Source organism: Zhenhengia yiwuensis (assembly GCF_014384995.1).
GTDB classification, from domain to species: domain Bacteria; phylum Bacillota; class Clostridia; order Lachnospirales; family Cellulosilyticaceae; genus Zhenhengia; species Zhenhengia yiwuensis.
Map to the genome: position 1 here is coordinate 107766 of NZ_JACRSY010000003.1, position 15517 is coordinate 123282.

At 35.9% G+C, this 15517-nt stretch carries 15 protein-coding genes; 13 read left to right on the plus strand and 2 right to left on the minus strand.

The annotated features are described in order from the left end of the window. Positions 1-61 precede the first annotated feature (61 nt). From H8718_RS02745 to H8718_RS02755, 3 genes are all read left to right on the plus strand, one after another. Entirely contained in the window at positions 62-328 is a 267-nt protein-coding gene (locus tag H8718_RS02745) for a hypothetical protein (protein WP_249331422.1), read from the plus strand. 44 nt (positions 329-372) lie between these two features. Further along, positions 373-1434, plus strand: a complete 1062-nt coding sequence (locus tag H8718_RS02750) for an ADP-ribosylglycohydrolase family protein (RefSeq protein WP_249331423.1) — start codon at positions 373-375, stop codon at positions 1432-1434. A gap of 73 nt (positions 1435-1507) precedes the next feature. Continuing rightward, positions 1508-2683 (plus strand): glycoside hydrolase family 3 protein, encoded by a 1176-nt coding sequence (locus H8718_RS02755; RefSeq protein WP_249331424.1) that lies wholly within the window; start codon positions 1508-1510, stop codon positions 2681-2683. Positions 2684-3067: 384 nt separating this feature from the next. Here the strand turns inward: H8718_RS02755 and H8718_RS02760 are convergent, their stop codons facing one another. Next, a complete protein-coding gene (locus tag H8718_RS02760; RefSeq protein WP_249331426.1) occupies positions 3068-3592 on the minus strand; it encodes a Gx transporter family protein in 525 nt (174 codons plus the stop codon). Between the two features lie 15 nt (positions 3593-3607). Beyond that, a complete protein-coding gene (locus H8718_RS02765; RefSeq protein WP_249331427.1) occupies positions 3608-4003 on the minus strand; it encodes a NusG domain II-containing protein in 396 nt (131 codons plus the stop codon). 183 nt (positions 4004-4186) lie between these two features. Between H8718_RS02765 and H8718_RS02770 the strand changes: the two genes are divergently transcribed. From H8718_RS02770 to gpmI, 10 genes are all read left to right on the plus strand, one after another. Beyond that, positions 4187-4633 (plus strand): RrF2 family transcriptional regulator, encoded by a 447-nt coding sequence (locus tag H8718_RS02770; protein WP_177671482.1) that lies wholly within the window; start codon positions 4187-4189, stop codon positions 4631-4633. 24 nt (positions 4634-4657) lie between these two features. Next, entirely contained in the window at positions 4658-5836 is a 1179-nt protein-coding gene (nifS, locus tag H8718_RS02775; protein ID WP_249331430.1) for a cysteine desulfurase NifS, read from the plus strand. Between the two features lie 39 nt (positions 5837-5875). Next, entirely contained in the window at positions 5876-6328 is a 453-nt protein-coding gene (gene nifU / locus H8718_RS02780; protein ID WP_249331431.1) for a Fe-S cluster assembly scaffold protein NifU, read from the plus strand. Next, on the plus strand, positions 6321-7403 hold the full coding sequence (gene mnmA, locus H8718_RS02785; RefSeq protein ID WP_249331432.1) for a tRNA 2-thiouridine(34) synthase MnmA: 1083 nt from the start codon (positions 6321-6323) through the stop codon (positions 7401-7403). Before nifU ends, mnmA begins: the two co-directional genes overlap by 8 nt. 258 nt (positions 7404-7661) lie before the next feature. After that, positions 7662-9350, plus strand: a complete 1689-nt coding sequence (locus H8718_RS02790; RefSeq protein WP_249331434.1) for a Na/Pi cotransporter family protein — start codon at positions 7662-7664, stop codon at positions 9348-9350. Between the two features lie 157 nt (positions 9351-9507). Continuing rightward, positions 9508-10539: a sugar-binding transcriptional regulator gene (locus tag H8718_RS02795; RefSeq protein ID WP_177671477.1), complete on the plus strand. Its 1032-nt coding sequence runs from the start codon at positions 9508-9510 to the stop codon at positions 10537-10539. 72 nt (positions 10540-10611) lie between these two features. After that, positions 10612-11625: a type I glyceraldehyde-3-phosphate dehydrogenase gene (gene gap / locus H8718_RS02800; RefSeq protein WP_177671476.1), complete on the plus strand. Its 1014-nt coding sequence runs from the start codon at positions 10612-10614 to the stop codon at positions 11623-11625. A 119-nt stretch (positions 11626-11744) separates the two neighbouring features. After that, a complete protein-coding gene (locus tag H8718_RS02805; protein WP_249331436.1) occupies positions 11745-12986 on the plus strand; it encodes a phosphoglycerate kinase in 1242 nt (413 codons plus the stop codon). A gap of 137 nt (positions 12987-13123) precedes the next feature. After that, positions 13124-13870: a triose-phosphate isomerase gene (tpiA, locus tag H8718_RS02810; protein WP_177671474.1), complete on the plus strand. Its 747-nt coding sequence runs from the start codon at positions 13124-13126 to the stop codon at positions 13868-13870. A gap of 25 nt (positions 13871-13895) precedes the next feature. Then, positions 13896-15431, plus strand: a complete 1536-nt coding sequence (gpmI, locus tag H8718_RS02815) for a 2,3-bisphosphoglycerate-independent phosphoglycerate mutase (protein ID WP_249331437.1) — start codon at positions 13896-13898, stop codon at positions 15429-15431. The last annotated feature ends 86 nt before the right edge of the window (positions 15432-15517 follow it).

Sequence of the window (15517 nt, forward strand, 5' to 3'; positions counted from 1 at the left end):
ATTGAAAAAATAAAATATAATTGTTAAAATATTATTATAAATTTTAGATGGGGGAATGGCTATGAAAAAATCAAAATTTGATGAGTTTGTTAATTTCTATGATAAAGAAACACAGGGGCAGTATGCCTATTACTATAGACAGCTATGGGATGCCTGTCAGTGTGCAGATATAGCCTATGCAATGCATCATAAACAAGGAGTCTGGGAAAGCAAGGATTATGCAGCTTGGATAAGAGATTTTAATAAATTTATTAAAGAGAAGGTTAAAGAGGAGAGGCTTCAAGTAAGTGTTTGCGAAAAAATCAATGATTGGATACAAACTCTGTAAATTTAGAAGTTATAAAATAGAGGGTTAGTCTGGAGGTGCCACATATGAAAAGAAGCAAAGAACAATTTTATGGATGTTTGTTGGGCGGTGCAATTGGCGATGCATTTGGTGCACCTGTTAAGTCTATGAAATATGAAGAGATTCAAAAGTTGTATGGAGAAGAAGGTATTCATGAACTTATTCAGACAAGTGATAGAGGAAAGGTTATTATTACAGATGATACCCAACTTACAATGTTTACAGCAGAGGGACTTTTAAGAAGTATTGTAAGAGCAAATCAAAAACAGATTACAAAAACAAGAAAAGATACTGCGATGATTATCTTTAGAGCATATCTAAGATGGCTTTATACACAAGGTTTATCAACGCCTAATTGGGGAAGTAAAGCTTATGATGGATGGATTGTACAAATAAAGAAATTACATGGCTACAGGGAACCGGGAATTACTTGTATTACATCATTAGGGAAAGGGATTATGGGGACTTTAGAAAAGCCGCTCAATGATAGTAAACGTTGTGGTACAGTCATTAGAACGGCACCTATTGGACTTGTTGAGAATGAAGAAGATGTATTTAATATAGGATGTAGGGTAGGGGCGATAACCCATGGACATCCTACAGCTTATCTTGCTTCTGGTGTATTGTCAGCCTTTATTTTTTATTTACTGGAAGGATATTCCCTAGAAGAGGGAATAGGAAAATCAGTAGAAGAACTAAAGACTTATAGAAATCATGAAGAGTGCTTAGAGGCAATAGAGAGAGCGATAGAGCTAGCTAAGAAGGGGGACCCTGCTAGAGGTGATGTAGAAAGCTTTGGAGATGGTTTCTCAGCGCAAGATGCACTAGGGATGGCTATTTACTGTAGTTTGTGTTATCCAAATAATTTCGAAGCAGCCTTAAAACTTGCTATCAATCAAAGTGGTAATAGTAATAGTGCAGCAGCTATTACAGGGAACATTCTTGGCACATATTTAGGAATAAGTAAAATAGATGAACAACTTATTCAAGCATTAGACCTCCAAAAAGAATTAAGTAAATTAGCGGAAGATTTATATATCAGATTTGAAAGTAATGAAGAATGGATAATAAGATACCCAGGATGGTAAAAAAGGGGCTACAGAAGTAGCCCTTTTAATGTATAGTGGTTTAAATAATAAGATATAAAGAAAGGCTAGGATTATGAAGATTATAAGATGGTGTATCGTTTTAATTTTACTATTAGGTGGAAGCTTATGGTTGATAGGAGAAGGAAGTGTGGAGAGAGACCAAAATGAAATAAGTAATAAGAATATGGAAAGCATCCAGGAAGAGATAAGTATAGAGAAGGAAACTATAAAAGAGGACCCTATAGAAATCTATATGGAGGGGATGTCTTTAGAAGAAAAGATAGGCCAACTTTTTATAGCAGCATTAAATGGAGAAATAGGGAATGAAATACTTTTAAAACAGTATCAGGTAGGGGGGATTGTATTGTTTAAGAAAGATATTCAGGGAAAGCAGCAGGTGCAAGAACTCATTGACTCTCTACAGAAAGTAAGTAAAATTCCACTATGGATTGCTATAGATGAAGAAGGGGGACGCGTAAGCCGCATAGGACATATTTCAGATATTACAAAGGAGCCTTTTAAAGCAGCTTATGAAATTGGGCAGACAGAAGATACACACAAAGCTTATGAGGAAGCAAAGAAAATGGGTAAAATACTATATGATTTAGGAATAAACATGGATTTTGCGCCAGTGGCAGATATTTATAACAATGAAAGCAACACAGTAATAGGTAATAGAAGTTTTGGACATACAAAAGAAGAGGTAACACCTATGGTGATTGCTTTTGCTAAAGGGCTTAAGGAAGAGGGGATATTCCCGGTTATTAAGCATTTCCCGGGACATGGCAACACCTATCAAGACAGTCACGAGCAGCTTGCTTATATCGATAAAACGTTGCAGGATTTAGAAGAGGAAGAGTTGGTGCCTTTTTTTGATGCAACTCGGAATGGTGTAGAGGGAATGATGGTGGGGCATTTAGTGGTATCAGAAGTAGACCAGCTTCCGGCAACATTATCGCCTAAATGGGGGAGTTACATTAAAGAGCATTTTGACACAGAGGAGTTATTACTCATTACAGATGCTATGAATATGGGGGCTGTAGTGCAAACTAAAGAAGCAGGGAGTACTGCGGTAGAGAGCTTTTTAAGCGGAATGGATATGATACTTATGCCAGACGATTTGGGTGCAGCTAAAGAAGCTATGAAAAAAGCATATGAGGAAGGGAAGATTACAAAGGACAGATTAGATGAGAGCGTAAGAAAAATTTTGTTAAAAAAAGTAGAACAAAATCTACTAGTGTTAGAATAGAATAGAGTAAGATAAAAAAATTTTTTTAGCTATATAGGAACACTTTTTTAGTAGGCGCATATATTATTACTATGAAGTGTAAAATGGTATAGTATCCCCCTTTTAACTTATTCCTTATTCTACAATAATGAGATTGGCATTTGCAAAAAGAGCTTTAAACAAAAGAAGGCCCCTACCTTTAAGATGCCGCTTAAGGGTAGAAGTCACGAACAAGACTTTTATATAATCCTATAATGGTTCTGTTAAGTGTCAATCTCATTTAATTATATAATATAATACGTTTTATTTATATGCGACTTATAATAAAATTAGACTATAATTTTTAAGAGGGTGTTAGGACTTATATACGAAGTCCTAACACCCTCTTTTAATATATTTCTATAATTATAGACGCGTGGAAAGTTTTCGAAAGTGTTTACAAATAAAAGTAGCACCTAAGCCAATAAAATAACCAGTAATAATACTTGAAATAAGTAGGAATGGTGCATAGAAGAAAATGCCTGGTGTATTTGTAATAAGAACCGCAATAGTAAGCTGACCAATAATATGCAGTATAGAGCCTATAATGCTAATAAGCCAGATATTAATATATTTGCGAGCATATTGATAAAGTATAATCATGCCTATGTTACTAAGAAGGCCTCCTGCTAAGCTAAAGAGCAAACTGGATACTTTACCTGTAATAAAGGAACCTAAAAAGATACGAAGAATAAGAACAGTAAGTGCTTCTTTAGGTCCATACAAAATAAGAACAGCTAGTGAAACCATATTGGCAAGACCGAGTTTAAGACCTGGAATAGGAGCAAGAGGGGGAATCTGTAATTCAATAATATAAATAACAAGCGCAAGTGCACATAGTAGGCTTAAATAGACAAGTTTTTGAACTTTGCTCATTTGAAGGTTGCTCATGAAAAAAAGACTCCTTTACTCTGCAATAATATCAAGATTTTCGCTAGATGTATGATCTTGGATTTCTATAACTAAACCGTTTGGAAGACAAACAGTTGGTAATAGGCTGTTCGTAATATAGCCAAGATCTACACAGAGCTGATCAGGACAATTGGCTTCTATAATAGCAATTTTACCCTTTTCTGCTTGGATTGTATTAAAACCGCCATGTCCATTGTCTACAGTAAAGGTAATAGGCGTAGTAATGGTGGTTAGGTCGATTGTGTCAATAACTTCTCCTCCAAGTTTGATGATAGCTTTTTGCGTTGGAGAAGGTTTATAATTCGTTATAAATAGAATAGCGACTAGACTTAAAAGGATTATTAAACCTAATATGCCTATAATAATTTTGTTTAAATGTTTCATAATCATAAGACCTTTCTATTATAAAATAACTGTCAGCTTGATACCAGTATAAGTAAAAAAATAATGGTTTATCAAGGTAGCTTCAAACAACTCACTATAACATAAAAAATAATAATTGACAAATAAAATCAAGGATGATATGCTGAAAATGTAATTCCTACAAAATAACTAGGAATTGGAGGAGTGAACATGAAACTATCTACAAAAGGCAGATATGGCCTGCAAGCTATGGTTGATATTGGCGTATATGCTAAGGATAAGCATATTTCACTTAAAAGTATAGCTGAAAGATTAGATGTATCAGAAAATTACTTAGAACAACTTATCGCATTGCTTAAAAAAAATCAACTTGTAACAAGTGTAAGGGGTGCCCAAGGTGGATATACTTTAGCACGAGACGCGGGTGAGATTACTATAGGAGAGATTCTTCGTACACTAGAAGGATCACTTGCACCGACAGATTGTACTTGTGAAGGTGGCAAGCATTGCGAGCGAAATACAAGATGTGTAACTAGACCTGTATGGGAGAAAATCAGAGATGGTATTAATGAAGTCGTAGATGGCATTTCATTACAGGAACTTATAGATGATTATGAATCAATAAATGACAATACATGTAATAAATTTTATATTTAAAAACCTATGTTGGGAGTGTTGAAGATGAACAGAATATATTTAGATCATGCAGCAACTACACCAGTTAAACCAGAAGTGCTTGATGCTATGATGCCTTACTTTACACAAAGCTTTGGAAATCCTTCTAGTATTTATCAAGTTGCTCAGATAAATAAAAAAGCTATTGATGATGCAAGAGAAACTATTGCAAAGCACTTAGGAGCAAACACAAATGAAATTTTCTTCACAAGTGGTGGTACAGAAGCAGATAACTGGGCTATTAAAGGTATTGTAGAAGCAAACAAAAACAAAGGTAATCATATTATTACAACTAAGATCGAACATCATGCAGTACTTCATACATGCGAATACTTAGAAAAACAAGGTTTTGAGGTAACATACTTAGATGTTAATGAAGAAGGTGTTATCGATCTTGAAGTACTTAAAGCTGCTATTAAAGATACAACAATCCTCATTAGCATTATGTATGCAAACAACGAAGTAGGTACAATTATGCCAATTAAAGAAATTGGTGCTATTGCTAAAGAGCGTGGTATTGCGTTCCATACAGATGCAGTTCAAGCAATTGGACAAGTTCGTATTGATGTAAAAGAGCAAAATATTGATGCGCTTTCTTTATCAGGACATAAAATTTATGGTCCGAAAGGTATTGGTGTACTTTATATTAGACGTGGGCTCAGAATTACAAACCTTATTCATGGTGGCGCACAAGAACGTGGTAGACGTGCAGGAACAGAAAATGTACCTGCTATTGTAGGTATTGCAAAAGCTATGGAGCTTGCATATACAGATTTCGAAGTAAAGAATGAACGTATTAAAGGTTTACGTGATAAATTAATGAATGGTATTTTAGAAACTATTCCTTATTCAAAACTTAATGGTTCAATTACCAATAGACTTGTAAACAACGTAAATATTGGTTTTGAATTTGTAGAAGGTGAATCTCTTCTTCTTCTATTAGATATGAATGGTGTAGCGGCATCTAGTGGTTCTGCTTGTACATCAGGTTCTTTAGATCCTTCACATGTACTTTTAGCTTTAGGCTTGCCACATGAGAAAGCACATGGTTCATTAAGACTTACACTTGGTGAGGGCACTACAGAACAAGAAGTTGATTATGTACTTGAAAAATTACCAGCTATCGTTCAGCGTATGAGAGATATGTCTCCGCTTTACGAAGAATTTATGAAAAATAATCAATAAGAATAAAATTAAATTATAACTTTGATGAGGTGACAATATATGTATAGTGAAAAAGTAATGGATCATTTTATGAATCCACGTAACGTAGGTGAAATTGAAGATGCAAGCGGTGTAGGTACAGTAGGTAACGCTAAATGTGGCGATATCATGAAGGTATACCTTAAAATTGAAAATGATGTTATTGAAGATGTTAAATTTAAAACATTTGGTTGTGGAGCGGCTGTTGCAACAAGTTCAATGGCAACTGAACTTGTAAAAGGTAAGACAATTGAAGAAGCTTTAAAAATTACAAATAAAGCGGTTATGGAAGCTTTAGATGGACTTCCACCAGTAAAAGTACACTGTTCTGTTCTTGCAGAAGAAGCGCTTCATGCAGCATTATGGGATTATGCGACAAAAAACAATATTACAATTGAAGGTTTAGAAGAACCTAAAGATACAGATCATCATGACCACGGACATGGTGAAGAGGATGAAGAGCACCATGCTTAATAGCAAAGGGAAAGTTGTAGTAGGAATGTCAGGAGGGGTAGACAGCTCAGTAACTGCGTACCTCTTAAAAGAGCAAGGGTATGAAGTTATTGGTATGACTATGCAAATCTGGCAAGAAGATGCACCAGAAGATAATGATGGGGGATGCTGTGGTTTATCTGCAGTAGACGATGCTAGACGTGTATGCCAAAAATTAGGTATTCCTCACTATGTATTAAATTTTAGAAATGATTTTAAGAAGAATGTTATTGATTACTTCATAGATGAATATGAGAAAGGGCGTACGCCTAATCCATGTATTGCATGTAATCGTTATGTAAAATGGGAGTCTATGTTGCATAAAGCATTACAAATTGGAGCTGACTACATTGCTACAGGACATTATGCAAGGGTTATTCATAATGAAGAAACTGATAGATATATGCTTAAATTCTCTAAAACAATGGCTAAAGATCAAACTTATGCTTTATATAATCTAACACAAGAGCAGCTTAAGCGCACTTTGATGCCTTTAGGAGACTATACTAAAGATGAAATTCGTGCTATTGCTAAAGAGATAGGTCTTGCTGTTGCAACAAAACCGGATAGTCAGGAAATTTGTTTTGTATCAGATAATGATTATGCAGGTTATATTGAACGTGAGACAGGAAAAAAACCTCAAAAAGGTAAATTTGTAACAAAAGACGGTAAAGTATTAGGAGAACATAAGGGTATTATTCATTATACAATAGGACAGCGTAAAGGGCTTGGACTATCTTATGGTAAACCGTTGTTTGTATCTAAAATAGATCCTGATAACAATACTGTTGTAGTAGGAGACAATGCAGACCTATTTACAAATGAGGTATATGCAAATAAAATTAATTTTATGCCTTTTGAGAAATTAGAAGGTAAAATGAAAGCACAAGCTAAAATTAGATATAGTCATGCTCCACAAGAGTGTGAAATAGAAATGGTAGATGAAGAAACTTTAAAATGTACTTTTAAAGAGCCCCAAAGAGCAGTAACCCCTGGACAAGCGCTAGTCATTTATGACGGAGATATTGTTGTAGGTGGCGGTACGATTATAAAATAATTCATAACAAGGCCTGAATCTTTAGTTAAGATTCAGGCCTTGTTTAATTGAAAAATTATGCATAAATAATGCATAAATAATGCATACAATGGTGAAAACTATCTTGCTGATATTAACACTTATTCTAGATTTTTCGAATAAAATAAATAAAAATGGGGTAAATTATACAAAATATATCAGAGCTCCCATGTAATTGTTGTATGCGAAAATATTACATGATAGAATGTCCCTGTATGAAAACAACATGGGAGGATACCAATGGAAATTAATGTATTTCAAATAGCTCTAGCATTTCTTGGTGGTTTTGGTCTTTTTATGTTCGGTATGGACTATATGGGAGAAGGACTCCAAAAAGCTGCTGGAAACAAAATGAAAAATTTACTTAGTGTTTTAACAAGTAATCCTTTTTTAGGCGTTTTAGTAGGTGCAGGTGTAACAGCTATTATCCAAAGTTCATCAGCGACTACAGTTATGGTCGTTGGATTTGTTAATGCAGGACTTATGTCACTTAGACAAGCTGTAGGCGTTATTATGGGAGCAAATATTGGTACAACAGTGACAGCTTGGATTGTATCGTTAGGAGATTGGGCTGCTTTCCTAAAACCATCTACGATAGCGCCTTTATGTATTGGTGTAGGCGTTATCATGGTTTTATTCTGTAAAAAGCAAAAAGTTAAGCAGATTGGACAGATTGTCTTTGGCTTTGGTGCTTTATTCTTAGGGCTTGACTTAATGGGAGATGCAGTAAAACCAATTAGTCAACTTGAAGAAGTAAAACAATTATTTGTAACTTTAGGAAGTAATCCAATCTTAGGTATTTTAGTAGGTGCGATTGTAACAGCAGTTATTCAAAGTTCTTCAGCATCAGTCGGTATATTACAGACTTTAGCGGCCAGTGCTTTAGTGCCATGGAATACAGCTATTTATATTATTTTAGGTCAAAATATTGGTACTACAATAACAGCTATACTTTCAAGTATTGGTGCAGGTAAAAATGGTAAACGTGCAGCCGTTATTCATTTGCTTTTCAATGTTATTGGTTCAGTAGTGTTTGCGATTCTTGCAGTTATTGCATTTGGTGGATTGATTCCAGACTTTGCAGAGTTTGGAAGATCACTTATTGATACAACACAAATCAGTATTGTACATAGTGTATTCAATATCTTAAACACAATTCTCTTATTCCCATTTGCGGGCGTTCTTGTAACTATTGCAGAAAAGCTTGTTAGAGGAAAAGGTAAAGATGATGAAAGTGAGAGTGAGCTTAAACACTTAGATGAACGTATTTTAGAAACGCCTTCATTTGCAGTACAAAATGCTACAAAAGAAGTTGTACGTATGGGTGAAATGTCAGCACACAATGCAAAACTTGGTATAAGAGCTATCTTTGAAAAAGATGAAGCTAAAATCCAAGAAGTATTTGAGAGAGAGAAAGTTATTAATCAACTTCAACATGGTATCAATCATTACCTTATTAAAATTTCCAACTTACCAATCTCAGAAGCAGAGCATGGTATAGTAAACAGTCTTTTCCATACGGTAAGTGATATTGAACGTGTAGGGGATCATGCTGAAAATTTAGCAGAACTTGCACAGATTCGTATTAGAGACGAAGTAGAATTTTCAGAAACTGCACTTAAAGAACTTGAAACGATTGCAACGCTTGCAATCAAATGTTTTGAGACAGCAGTACAAGCTTGTGAATTTGACGATAGAAATATTGCTAAAGAAGTACAACCAATGGAGCAGCAAGTTGATACTTTAGAAGAAGAATTAAGAGCAAGACATATTAAACGTCTTTCAGAAAATAAATGTAGTTCAATGGCAGGGGTAGTATTCCTTGATGCTATTAGTAACTTAGAACGTATATCAGACCACGCATCCAATATTGGAAATTCTGTTCTTGATGAAAAGAAAATTTTGACAACAAGTGAAGTGGTACAATAAACACTAAAACGTACAAGTTGATACTTGTACGTTTTTCTTTTGAAAAAAATCGTTAAAATTTTATTTATAACTTGCTAATTTATATAAAAAAAGATAAAATAAAGAAGTGGGAACAAAAACAGAACATGGGGCAGAAAAAGTCCCATAAGGTGATGCAATGAAAAATATCATGCTAAGACTAGAAAAAATTATCCCAGAAGGTATGCAAGATTTTAAAGTAAGATATGCTATTTTACAAGCTATATTGGAGAATGAGCCTATCGGACGTAGAACGCTTGCTACTGTTACTACATATTCAGAGCGAACAGTAAGAGCTGCAACAGATGTGTTAAGTAAACAAGGACTCATAGAGGTTGCACATAGTGGGATGATGATTACACAAAGTGGCAAGGCGCTATTAGATGAACTTTACCTACCACTACAAGAATTAAATGCTTTTAGTTTGTTAGAAGAACAAATAGAAGCACTTACAGGTGCAAAGAAAGTTATTATTGTACCTGGAAATGTAGATGATGATGAAAGTGTTAAATGGCAATTAGGCAAGGCAGGAAGCAAACTTGTTCTTGATCTAATAGAGGAGAATTCAACAATTGCTATTACAGGAGGAAGTACCGTTGCAAAGATGGTAGAACTCATTCCACAAAGACAAGAAGGTAAAACTCATACCATAATTATTCCTGCTAGAGGAAGTGTTGGGAAGAGGATGGAATTTCAAGCCAATATTTTAGCAGCAGAATTCGCCAAAAAGATTAATGGAAAGTATGAAATACTCAATATTCCTGATAATTTGAGTGTTGCTTCTATTGAAACCATTAAACAAGAACCTCATATCCAAAAAACATTGCAAAAAATGGGAAAATCAGATATGATTATATTGGGTCTGGGAGATGCCATGAAAATGGCTAAAAGACGTAATGAAAGCAAGGAAGTCGTCGCATTACTTAAAGAGAAGGAAGCTGTTGCAGAGGCTTTTAGATACTACTTTGATAAAAATGGCGAAATAGTATATAGCGGTACTAATATAGGTCTTGACCTAGAAGTTGCTATGCAAATTTCGACAAGAATTGTTTTAGCTGGTGGTAAATCAAAAGCAATAGCTCTGGTTGCGACAAAAGCATTGCTTAAAGGCAGCTATCTCGTTATAGACGAAGGTGTTGCACGATCCATGTTACAGGTATCAACTCGCTAATTAGCTTTTGCTAATAAAAGCGGTTTGTATATAAAATTAAATTTAATGTAGTTATTTTAAGGAGGCATATCAATGGCTGTAAAAGTAGCAATTAACGGTTTTGGACGTATTGGACGTCTTGCATTTAGACAAATGTTCGGTGCAGAAGGTTATGAAGTTGTAGCAATCAACGATTTAACAAATCCTAAAATGTTAGCACACTTATTAAAATATGATTCAGCTCAAGGTAGATACGCATTAGCTGATAAAGTAGAAGCTAAAGAAGATTCAATCGTAGTAGATGGAAAAGAAATCAAAATCTACGCTGAAAGAAACGCTGCAGATCTTCCATGGGGAGAAATCGGTGTAGACGTAGTTCTTGAATGTACAGGATTCTACGTATCAAAAGCTAAATCTCAAGCACATATCGATGCAGGTGCTAAAAAAGTTGTTATCTCAGCTCCAGCTGGTAACGACCTTCCAACAGTTGTATTCGGTGTAAACGAAGACATCTTAACAGCAGATGACACAATCATTTCAGCTGCTTCATGTACAACAAACTGTTTAGCTCCAATGGCTGCAGCATTAAACAAATTAGCTGCAATCGAAAAAGGTTTCATGACAACTATCCATGCTTGGACAGGTGATCAAATGGCTTTAGACGGTCCTCATGCTAAAGGTGACTTAAGAAGAGCTCGTGCTGCTGCTTGCAACATCGTTCCTAACTCAACAGGTGCTGCTAAAGCTATCGGTCTTGTTATTCCAGAATTAGCTGGTAAATTAGACGGTGCTGCTCAACGTGTACCAGTTCCAACAGGTTCATTAACAGAATTAGTAGCTGTAGTAGACGGTAAAGTAACAGCTGCAGACGTTAACGCTGCAATGAAAGCTGCTGCTACACCATCATTCGGTTACACAGAAGAAGAATTAGTATCAACAGATATCATCGGTTGTACATACGGTTCATTATTCGATGCTACACAAACAAAAGTAACAGAACTTGGTGACAAAACATTAGTTAAAGTTGTTTCATGGTATGACAACGAAAACTCATACACAAGCAATATGGTTAGAACAATCAAATACTTTGCTGAACTTAGCAAATAATTTGTAAACAAGATCCTAAAAGGGTCCGGTCTTGTAGTTAGATTATAGGACCGGACCTTTTTTCTTGTGTTATTAATAAAAATTAAAATATACAGTTAATATTGAAAGGGGAAACAAACATGTTAAATAAAAAAACAGTTGACGATCTTAAAGATCTTCAAGGCAAAAAAGTTTTAGTTCGTTGTGACTTCAATGTACCTTTAAAAGATGGTGTAATCCAAAACTACAACCGTATTGATGGTGCACTTCCAACAATCAAAAAATTATTAGAACAAGGCGCAAAAGTTATCCTTTGCTCACACCTTGGTAAACCAAAAGGAGAAGCTAAACCAGAGCTTTCTTTAGCTCCAGTTGCAGTTGCTCTTACAGAAAGATTAGGCGTAGAAGTTAAATTCGTAGATGATGCACAAGTTACAGGTGCTGAAACACAAAAAGTTGCTGCTGAGCTTAAAGATGGTGAAGTATTATTACTTCAAAACACACGTTATAGAGCAGAAGAAACAAAATACGGTAAAGATGAAGCTGCTACTGCATACGCAGAAGAATTAGCTGCTCTTTGCGACAACCAAGTATTCGTAAACGATGCTTTCGGTACAGCTCACCGTGCACATTGCTCAAACGTTGGTGTAACTAAAGTTTGTAAAGAAAACGTAGTTGGTTACTTAATGCAAAAAGAAATCAAATTCTTAGGCGAAGCTGTAGAAAACCCAGTTCGTCCATTTGTAGCGATACTTGGTGGTGCTAAAGTTTCTGATAAAATTGCTGTTATCAATAACCTTCTTGAAAAAGTTGATACACTTATCATCGGTGGTGGTATGGCTTACACATTCCTTAAAGCACAGGGACAAGAAGTTGGTAACTCATTATTAGAAGAAGATAAAATGGATTACGCTTTAGAAATGGTTAAAAAAGCTGAAGAAAAAGGTGTTAAACTCCTTCTTCCAGTTGACCACGTAGTTGGTCGTGAATTCTCTAACGATACAGAAAAAGCTGTAGTAGAAACAATTGAAGCTGGTTGGTCAGGCTTTGATATTGGACCAAAAACAATCGAACTTTACAAAGATGCTTTAGCTGGTGCTAAAACAGTTGTATGGAATGGACCAATGGGTGTATTCGAATTCGAAAACTTTGCTGCAGGTACACTTGCAGTATGTGATGCAGTAGCTAACCTTGAAGGTGCTACAACAGTAGTAGGTGGGGGAGACTCTGTAAACGCTGTTAAACGTCTTGGTTTCGCTGATAAAATGAGCCATATCTCAACAGGTGGTGGAGCATCTTTAGAATTCTTAGAAGGTAAAGAGCTTCCAGGTGTTGCTGCAGCTGACAATAAAGGTTGCGGATGTAACTGTACTTGTAAATAATTAACTTATTACTTATTAGATAAAATGATTTTTGAAAATTTAATAGGTTAAATGGGTACTCTATCTCCTCTAGGAGGTGGAGTACTCTGCGCCTATATTAATAGGCCTAAGGGTCATAAAGAAGGAGATTAAAACCTATGCGTAAAAAAATCGTTGCTGGTAACTGGAAAATGAACATGACTCCAGCTAAAGCTGTAGAACTTATCGATTCACTTAAAAATGAAATTAACTCAAATGAAGTAGACGTAGTAGTATGTCCTCCATTCGTATGCCTTCCAGCTGTACTTGAAGCTGTAAAAGGAACAAACATTGCTGTAGGCGCTCAAAACATGCACTTCGAAGAAAACGGTGCTTATACAGGAGAAATCGCTCCAAGCATGTTAGTAGAACTTGGTGTTAAATACGTAATCATCGGTCACTCAGAAAGAAGACAATACTTCGCTGAAACAGATCAAACAGTTAACAAAAAAACATTAAAAGCTTTAGAACACGGCTTAGTACCAGTTGTATGTGTTGGTGAAAGCTTAGAAGAAAGACAACAAGGTGTAACAATTGACTTAGTTCGTCTTCAAACAAAAATTGCTCTTAAAGATGTAACAGCAGAAGATGCTAAAAAAGTAGTTATCGCTTACGAACCAATCTGGGCTATCGGAACAGGTATGACAGCTACTTCAGCTCAAGCAGAAGAAGTATGTGCTGCAATCCGTCAGGTAATCGCAGAAGTATATAGCAAGGAAGTTGCTGATGAAGTTCGCGTACAATACGGCGGTTCTGTAAATGGTGGTAACGCTAACGAGTTATTCAACATGGGTAACATTGATGGTGGTTTAGTAGGTGGAGCAAGTCTTAAACCAGAATTTGCTTCAATCGTTAACTATAAATAAGCTGCCTCTTAGAAGGAGAACAGATATGAGTAAACAAACTACATTACTCCTTATCCTTGACGGATTTGGAATCAATGATTTAAAAGATGGCAATGCTATCGCAAATGCAAACAAACCTAACCTTGACCGTATCATGGCAAAATATCCTACAGTGGCTGGATATGCAAGTGGTATGGCAGTAGGTCTTCCAGATGGCCAAATGGGTAACTCAGAAGTAGGTCACCTTAACATGGGCGCTGGACGTATTGTGTATCAAGAACTTACACGTATCACTAAAGCAATCGCTGATGGAGATTTCTTCGAAAATGAAGCTTTAGCTGGTGCAATGCATAATGCAAAAGATAACGATAAAGCCCTTCACTTATTTGGACTTTTATCAGATGGTGGTGTACACAGCCATAACACACATTTATATGGACTTTTAGAAATGGCTAAAAAATTTGGTCTTACAAAAGTTTATGTACATGCATTCTTAGATGGTCGTGATACAGCTCCAGCTTCAGGTAAAGACTTCGTAGCTGCACTTGAAGACAAAATCAAAGAAATCGGCGTAGGTGAAATCGCTACAATCTCAGGTCGTTACTATGCAATGGACCGTGATAACAGATGGGACCGCGTTGAGTTAGCATACAATGCTATCGTAAATGCACAAGGTGAAACAGCAACTGATGCAGTAACTGCAATGGCTGATTCATATGCTAAAGAAGTATACGATGAATTCGTACTTCCAACAATCATTACAAAAGATGGTCAGCCAGTAGGTAAAGTAGAAGAAGGCGACTCAATAATCTTCTTTAACTTCCGTCCTGACCGTGCACGTGAAATGACTCGCGCATTCTGTGACGATGCATTTACAGGCTTTGAAAGAGATAGAGTGAATACTCACTTTGTAACTTTCACACAATACGATATTACAATTCCAAATAAAGAAGTAGCGTTTACACCACAAACACTTACTAACACATTTGGCGAATTCCTTGCAAATGCAGGCAAATCTCAACTTCGTATTGCGGAAACAGAAAAATATGCTCACGTTACATTCTTCTTCAACGGTGGTGTAGAAGATTCATATGAAAATGAAGACCGCGTATTAGTTTCTTCTCCAAAAGTAGCAACTTACGACCTTCAACCAGAAATGAGCGTAAACGAAGTATCTGATAAACTTGACGATGCTATTCGTAGTGGTAAATATGATGTAATCATTTGTAACTTTGCTAATCCAGATATGGTTGGTCATACAGGTAATATGGATGCTGCAGTAAGTGCTATTGAAGCAGTAGATGCAGCTGTTGGTAAAGTAATTACAGCAATTGAAGAAACAAATGGTTATGCTTTCATCTGCGCTGACCACGGTAATGCAGAACAAATGAAAGATTATGAAACAAACGGAGCATTTACAGCACATACTGTAAATCCAGTTCCATTCGTACTTGTTAATTACAAAGAAGGTGTAACTCTTAAAGAGGGCGGTAAACTTGCAGATATCGCACCAACACTTATTGAGATGATGGGTATGGAAAAACCAGCGGAGATGGACGGAGAGTCTCTACTCGTTAAATAAGGATTGGAATTTTTTCGGGGCAAGAGGGCTATTTTTAGAAGAGACGTAAAGTTAATAGGCTATGACTCATATAAAGGTTAAGAAGG

Coding starts and splice junctions, on each gene's coding strand:
- H8718_RS02745 (WP_249331422.1), top strand. CDS start 62: ATGAAAAAATCAAAATTTGATGAGTTTGTTAATTTCTATGATAAAGAA.
- H8718_RS02750 (WP_249331423.1), top strand. CDS start 373: ATGAAAAGAAGCAAAGAACAATTTTATGGATGTTTGTTGGGCGGTGCA.
- H8718_RS02755 (WP_249331424.1), top strand. CDS start 1,508: ATGAAGATTATAAGATGGTGTATCGTTTTAATTTTACTATTAGGTGGA.
- H8718_RS02760 (WP_249331426.1), bottom strand. CDS start 3,592: ATGAGCAACCTTCAAATGAGCAAAGTTCAAAAACTTGTCTATTTAAGC.
- H8718_RS02765 (WP_249331427.1), bottom strand. CDS start 4,003: ATGATTATGAAACATTTAAACAAAATTATTATAGGCATATTAGGTTTA.
- H8718_RS02770 (WP_177671482.1), top strand. CDS start 4,187: ATGAAACTATCTACAAAAGGCAGATATGGCCTGCAAGCTATGGTTGAT.
- nifS (WP_249331430.1), top strand. CDS start 4,658: ATGAACAGAATATATTTAGATCATGCAGCAACTACACCAGTTAAACCA.
- nifU (WP_249331431.1), top strand. CDS start 5,876: ATGTATAGTGAAAAAGTAATGGATCATTTTATGAATCCACGTAACGTA.
- mnmA (WP_249331432.1), top strand. CDS start 6,321: ATGCTTAATAGCAAAGGGAAAGTTGTAGTAGGAATGTCAGGAGGGGTA.
- H8718_RS02790 (WP_249331434.1), top strand. CDS start 7,662: ATGGAAATTAATGTATTTCAAATAGCTCTAGCATTTCTTGGTGGTTTT.
- H8718_RS02795 (WP_177671477.1), top strand. CDS start 9,508: ATGAAAAATATCATGCTAAGACTAGAAAAAATTATCCCAGAAGGTATG.
- gap (WP_177671476.1), top strand. CDS start 10,612: ATGGCTGTAAAAGTAGCAATTAACGGTTTTGGACGTATTGGACGTCTT.
- H8718_RS02805 (WP_249331436.1), top strand. CDS start 11,745: ATGTTAAATAAAAAAACAGTTGACGATCTTAAAGATCTTCAAGGCAAA.
- tpiA (WP_177671474.1), top strand. CDS start 13,124: ATGCGTAAAAAAATCGTTGCTGGTAACTGGAAAATGAACATGACTCCA.
- gpmI (WP_249331437.1), top strand. CDS start 13,896: ATGAGTAAACAAACTACATTACTCCTTATCCTTGACGGATTTGGAATC.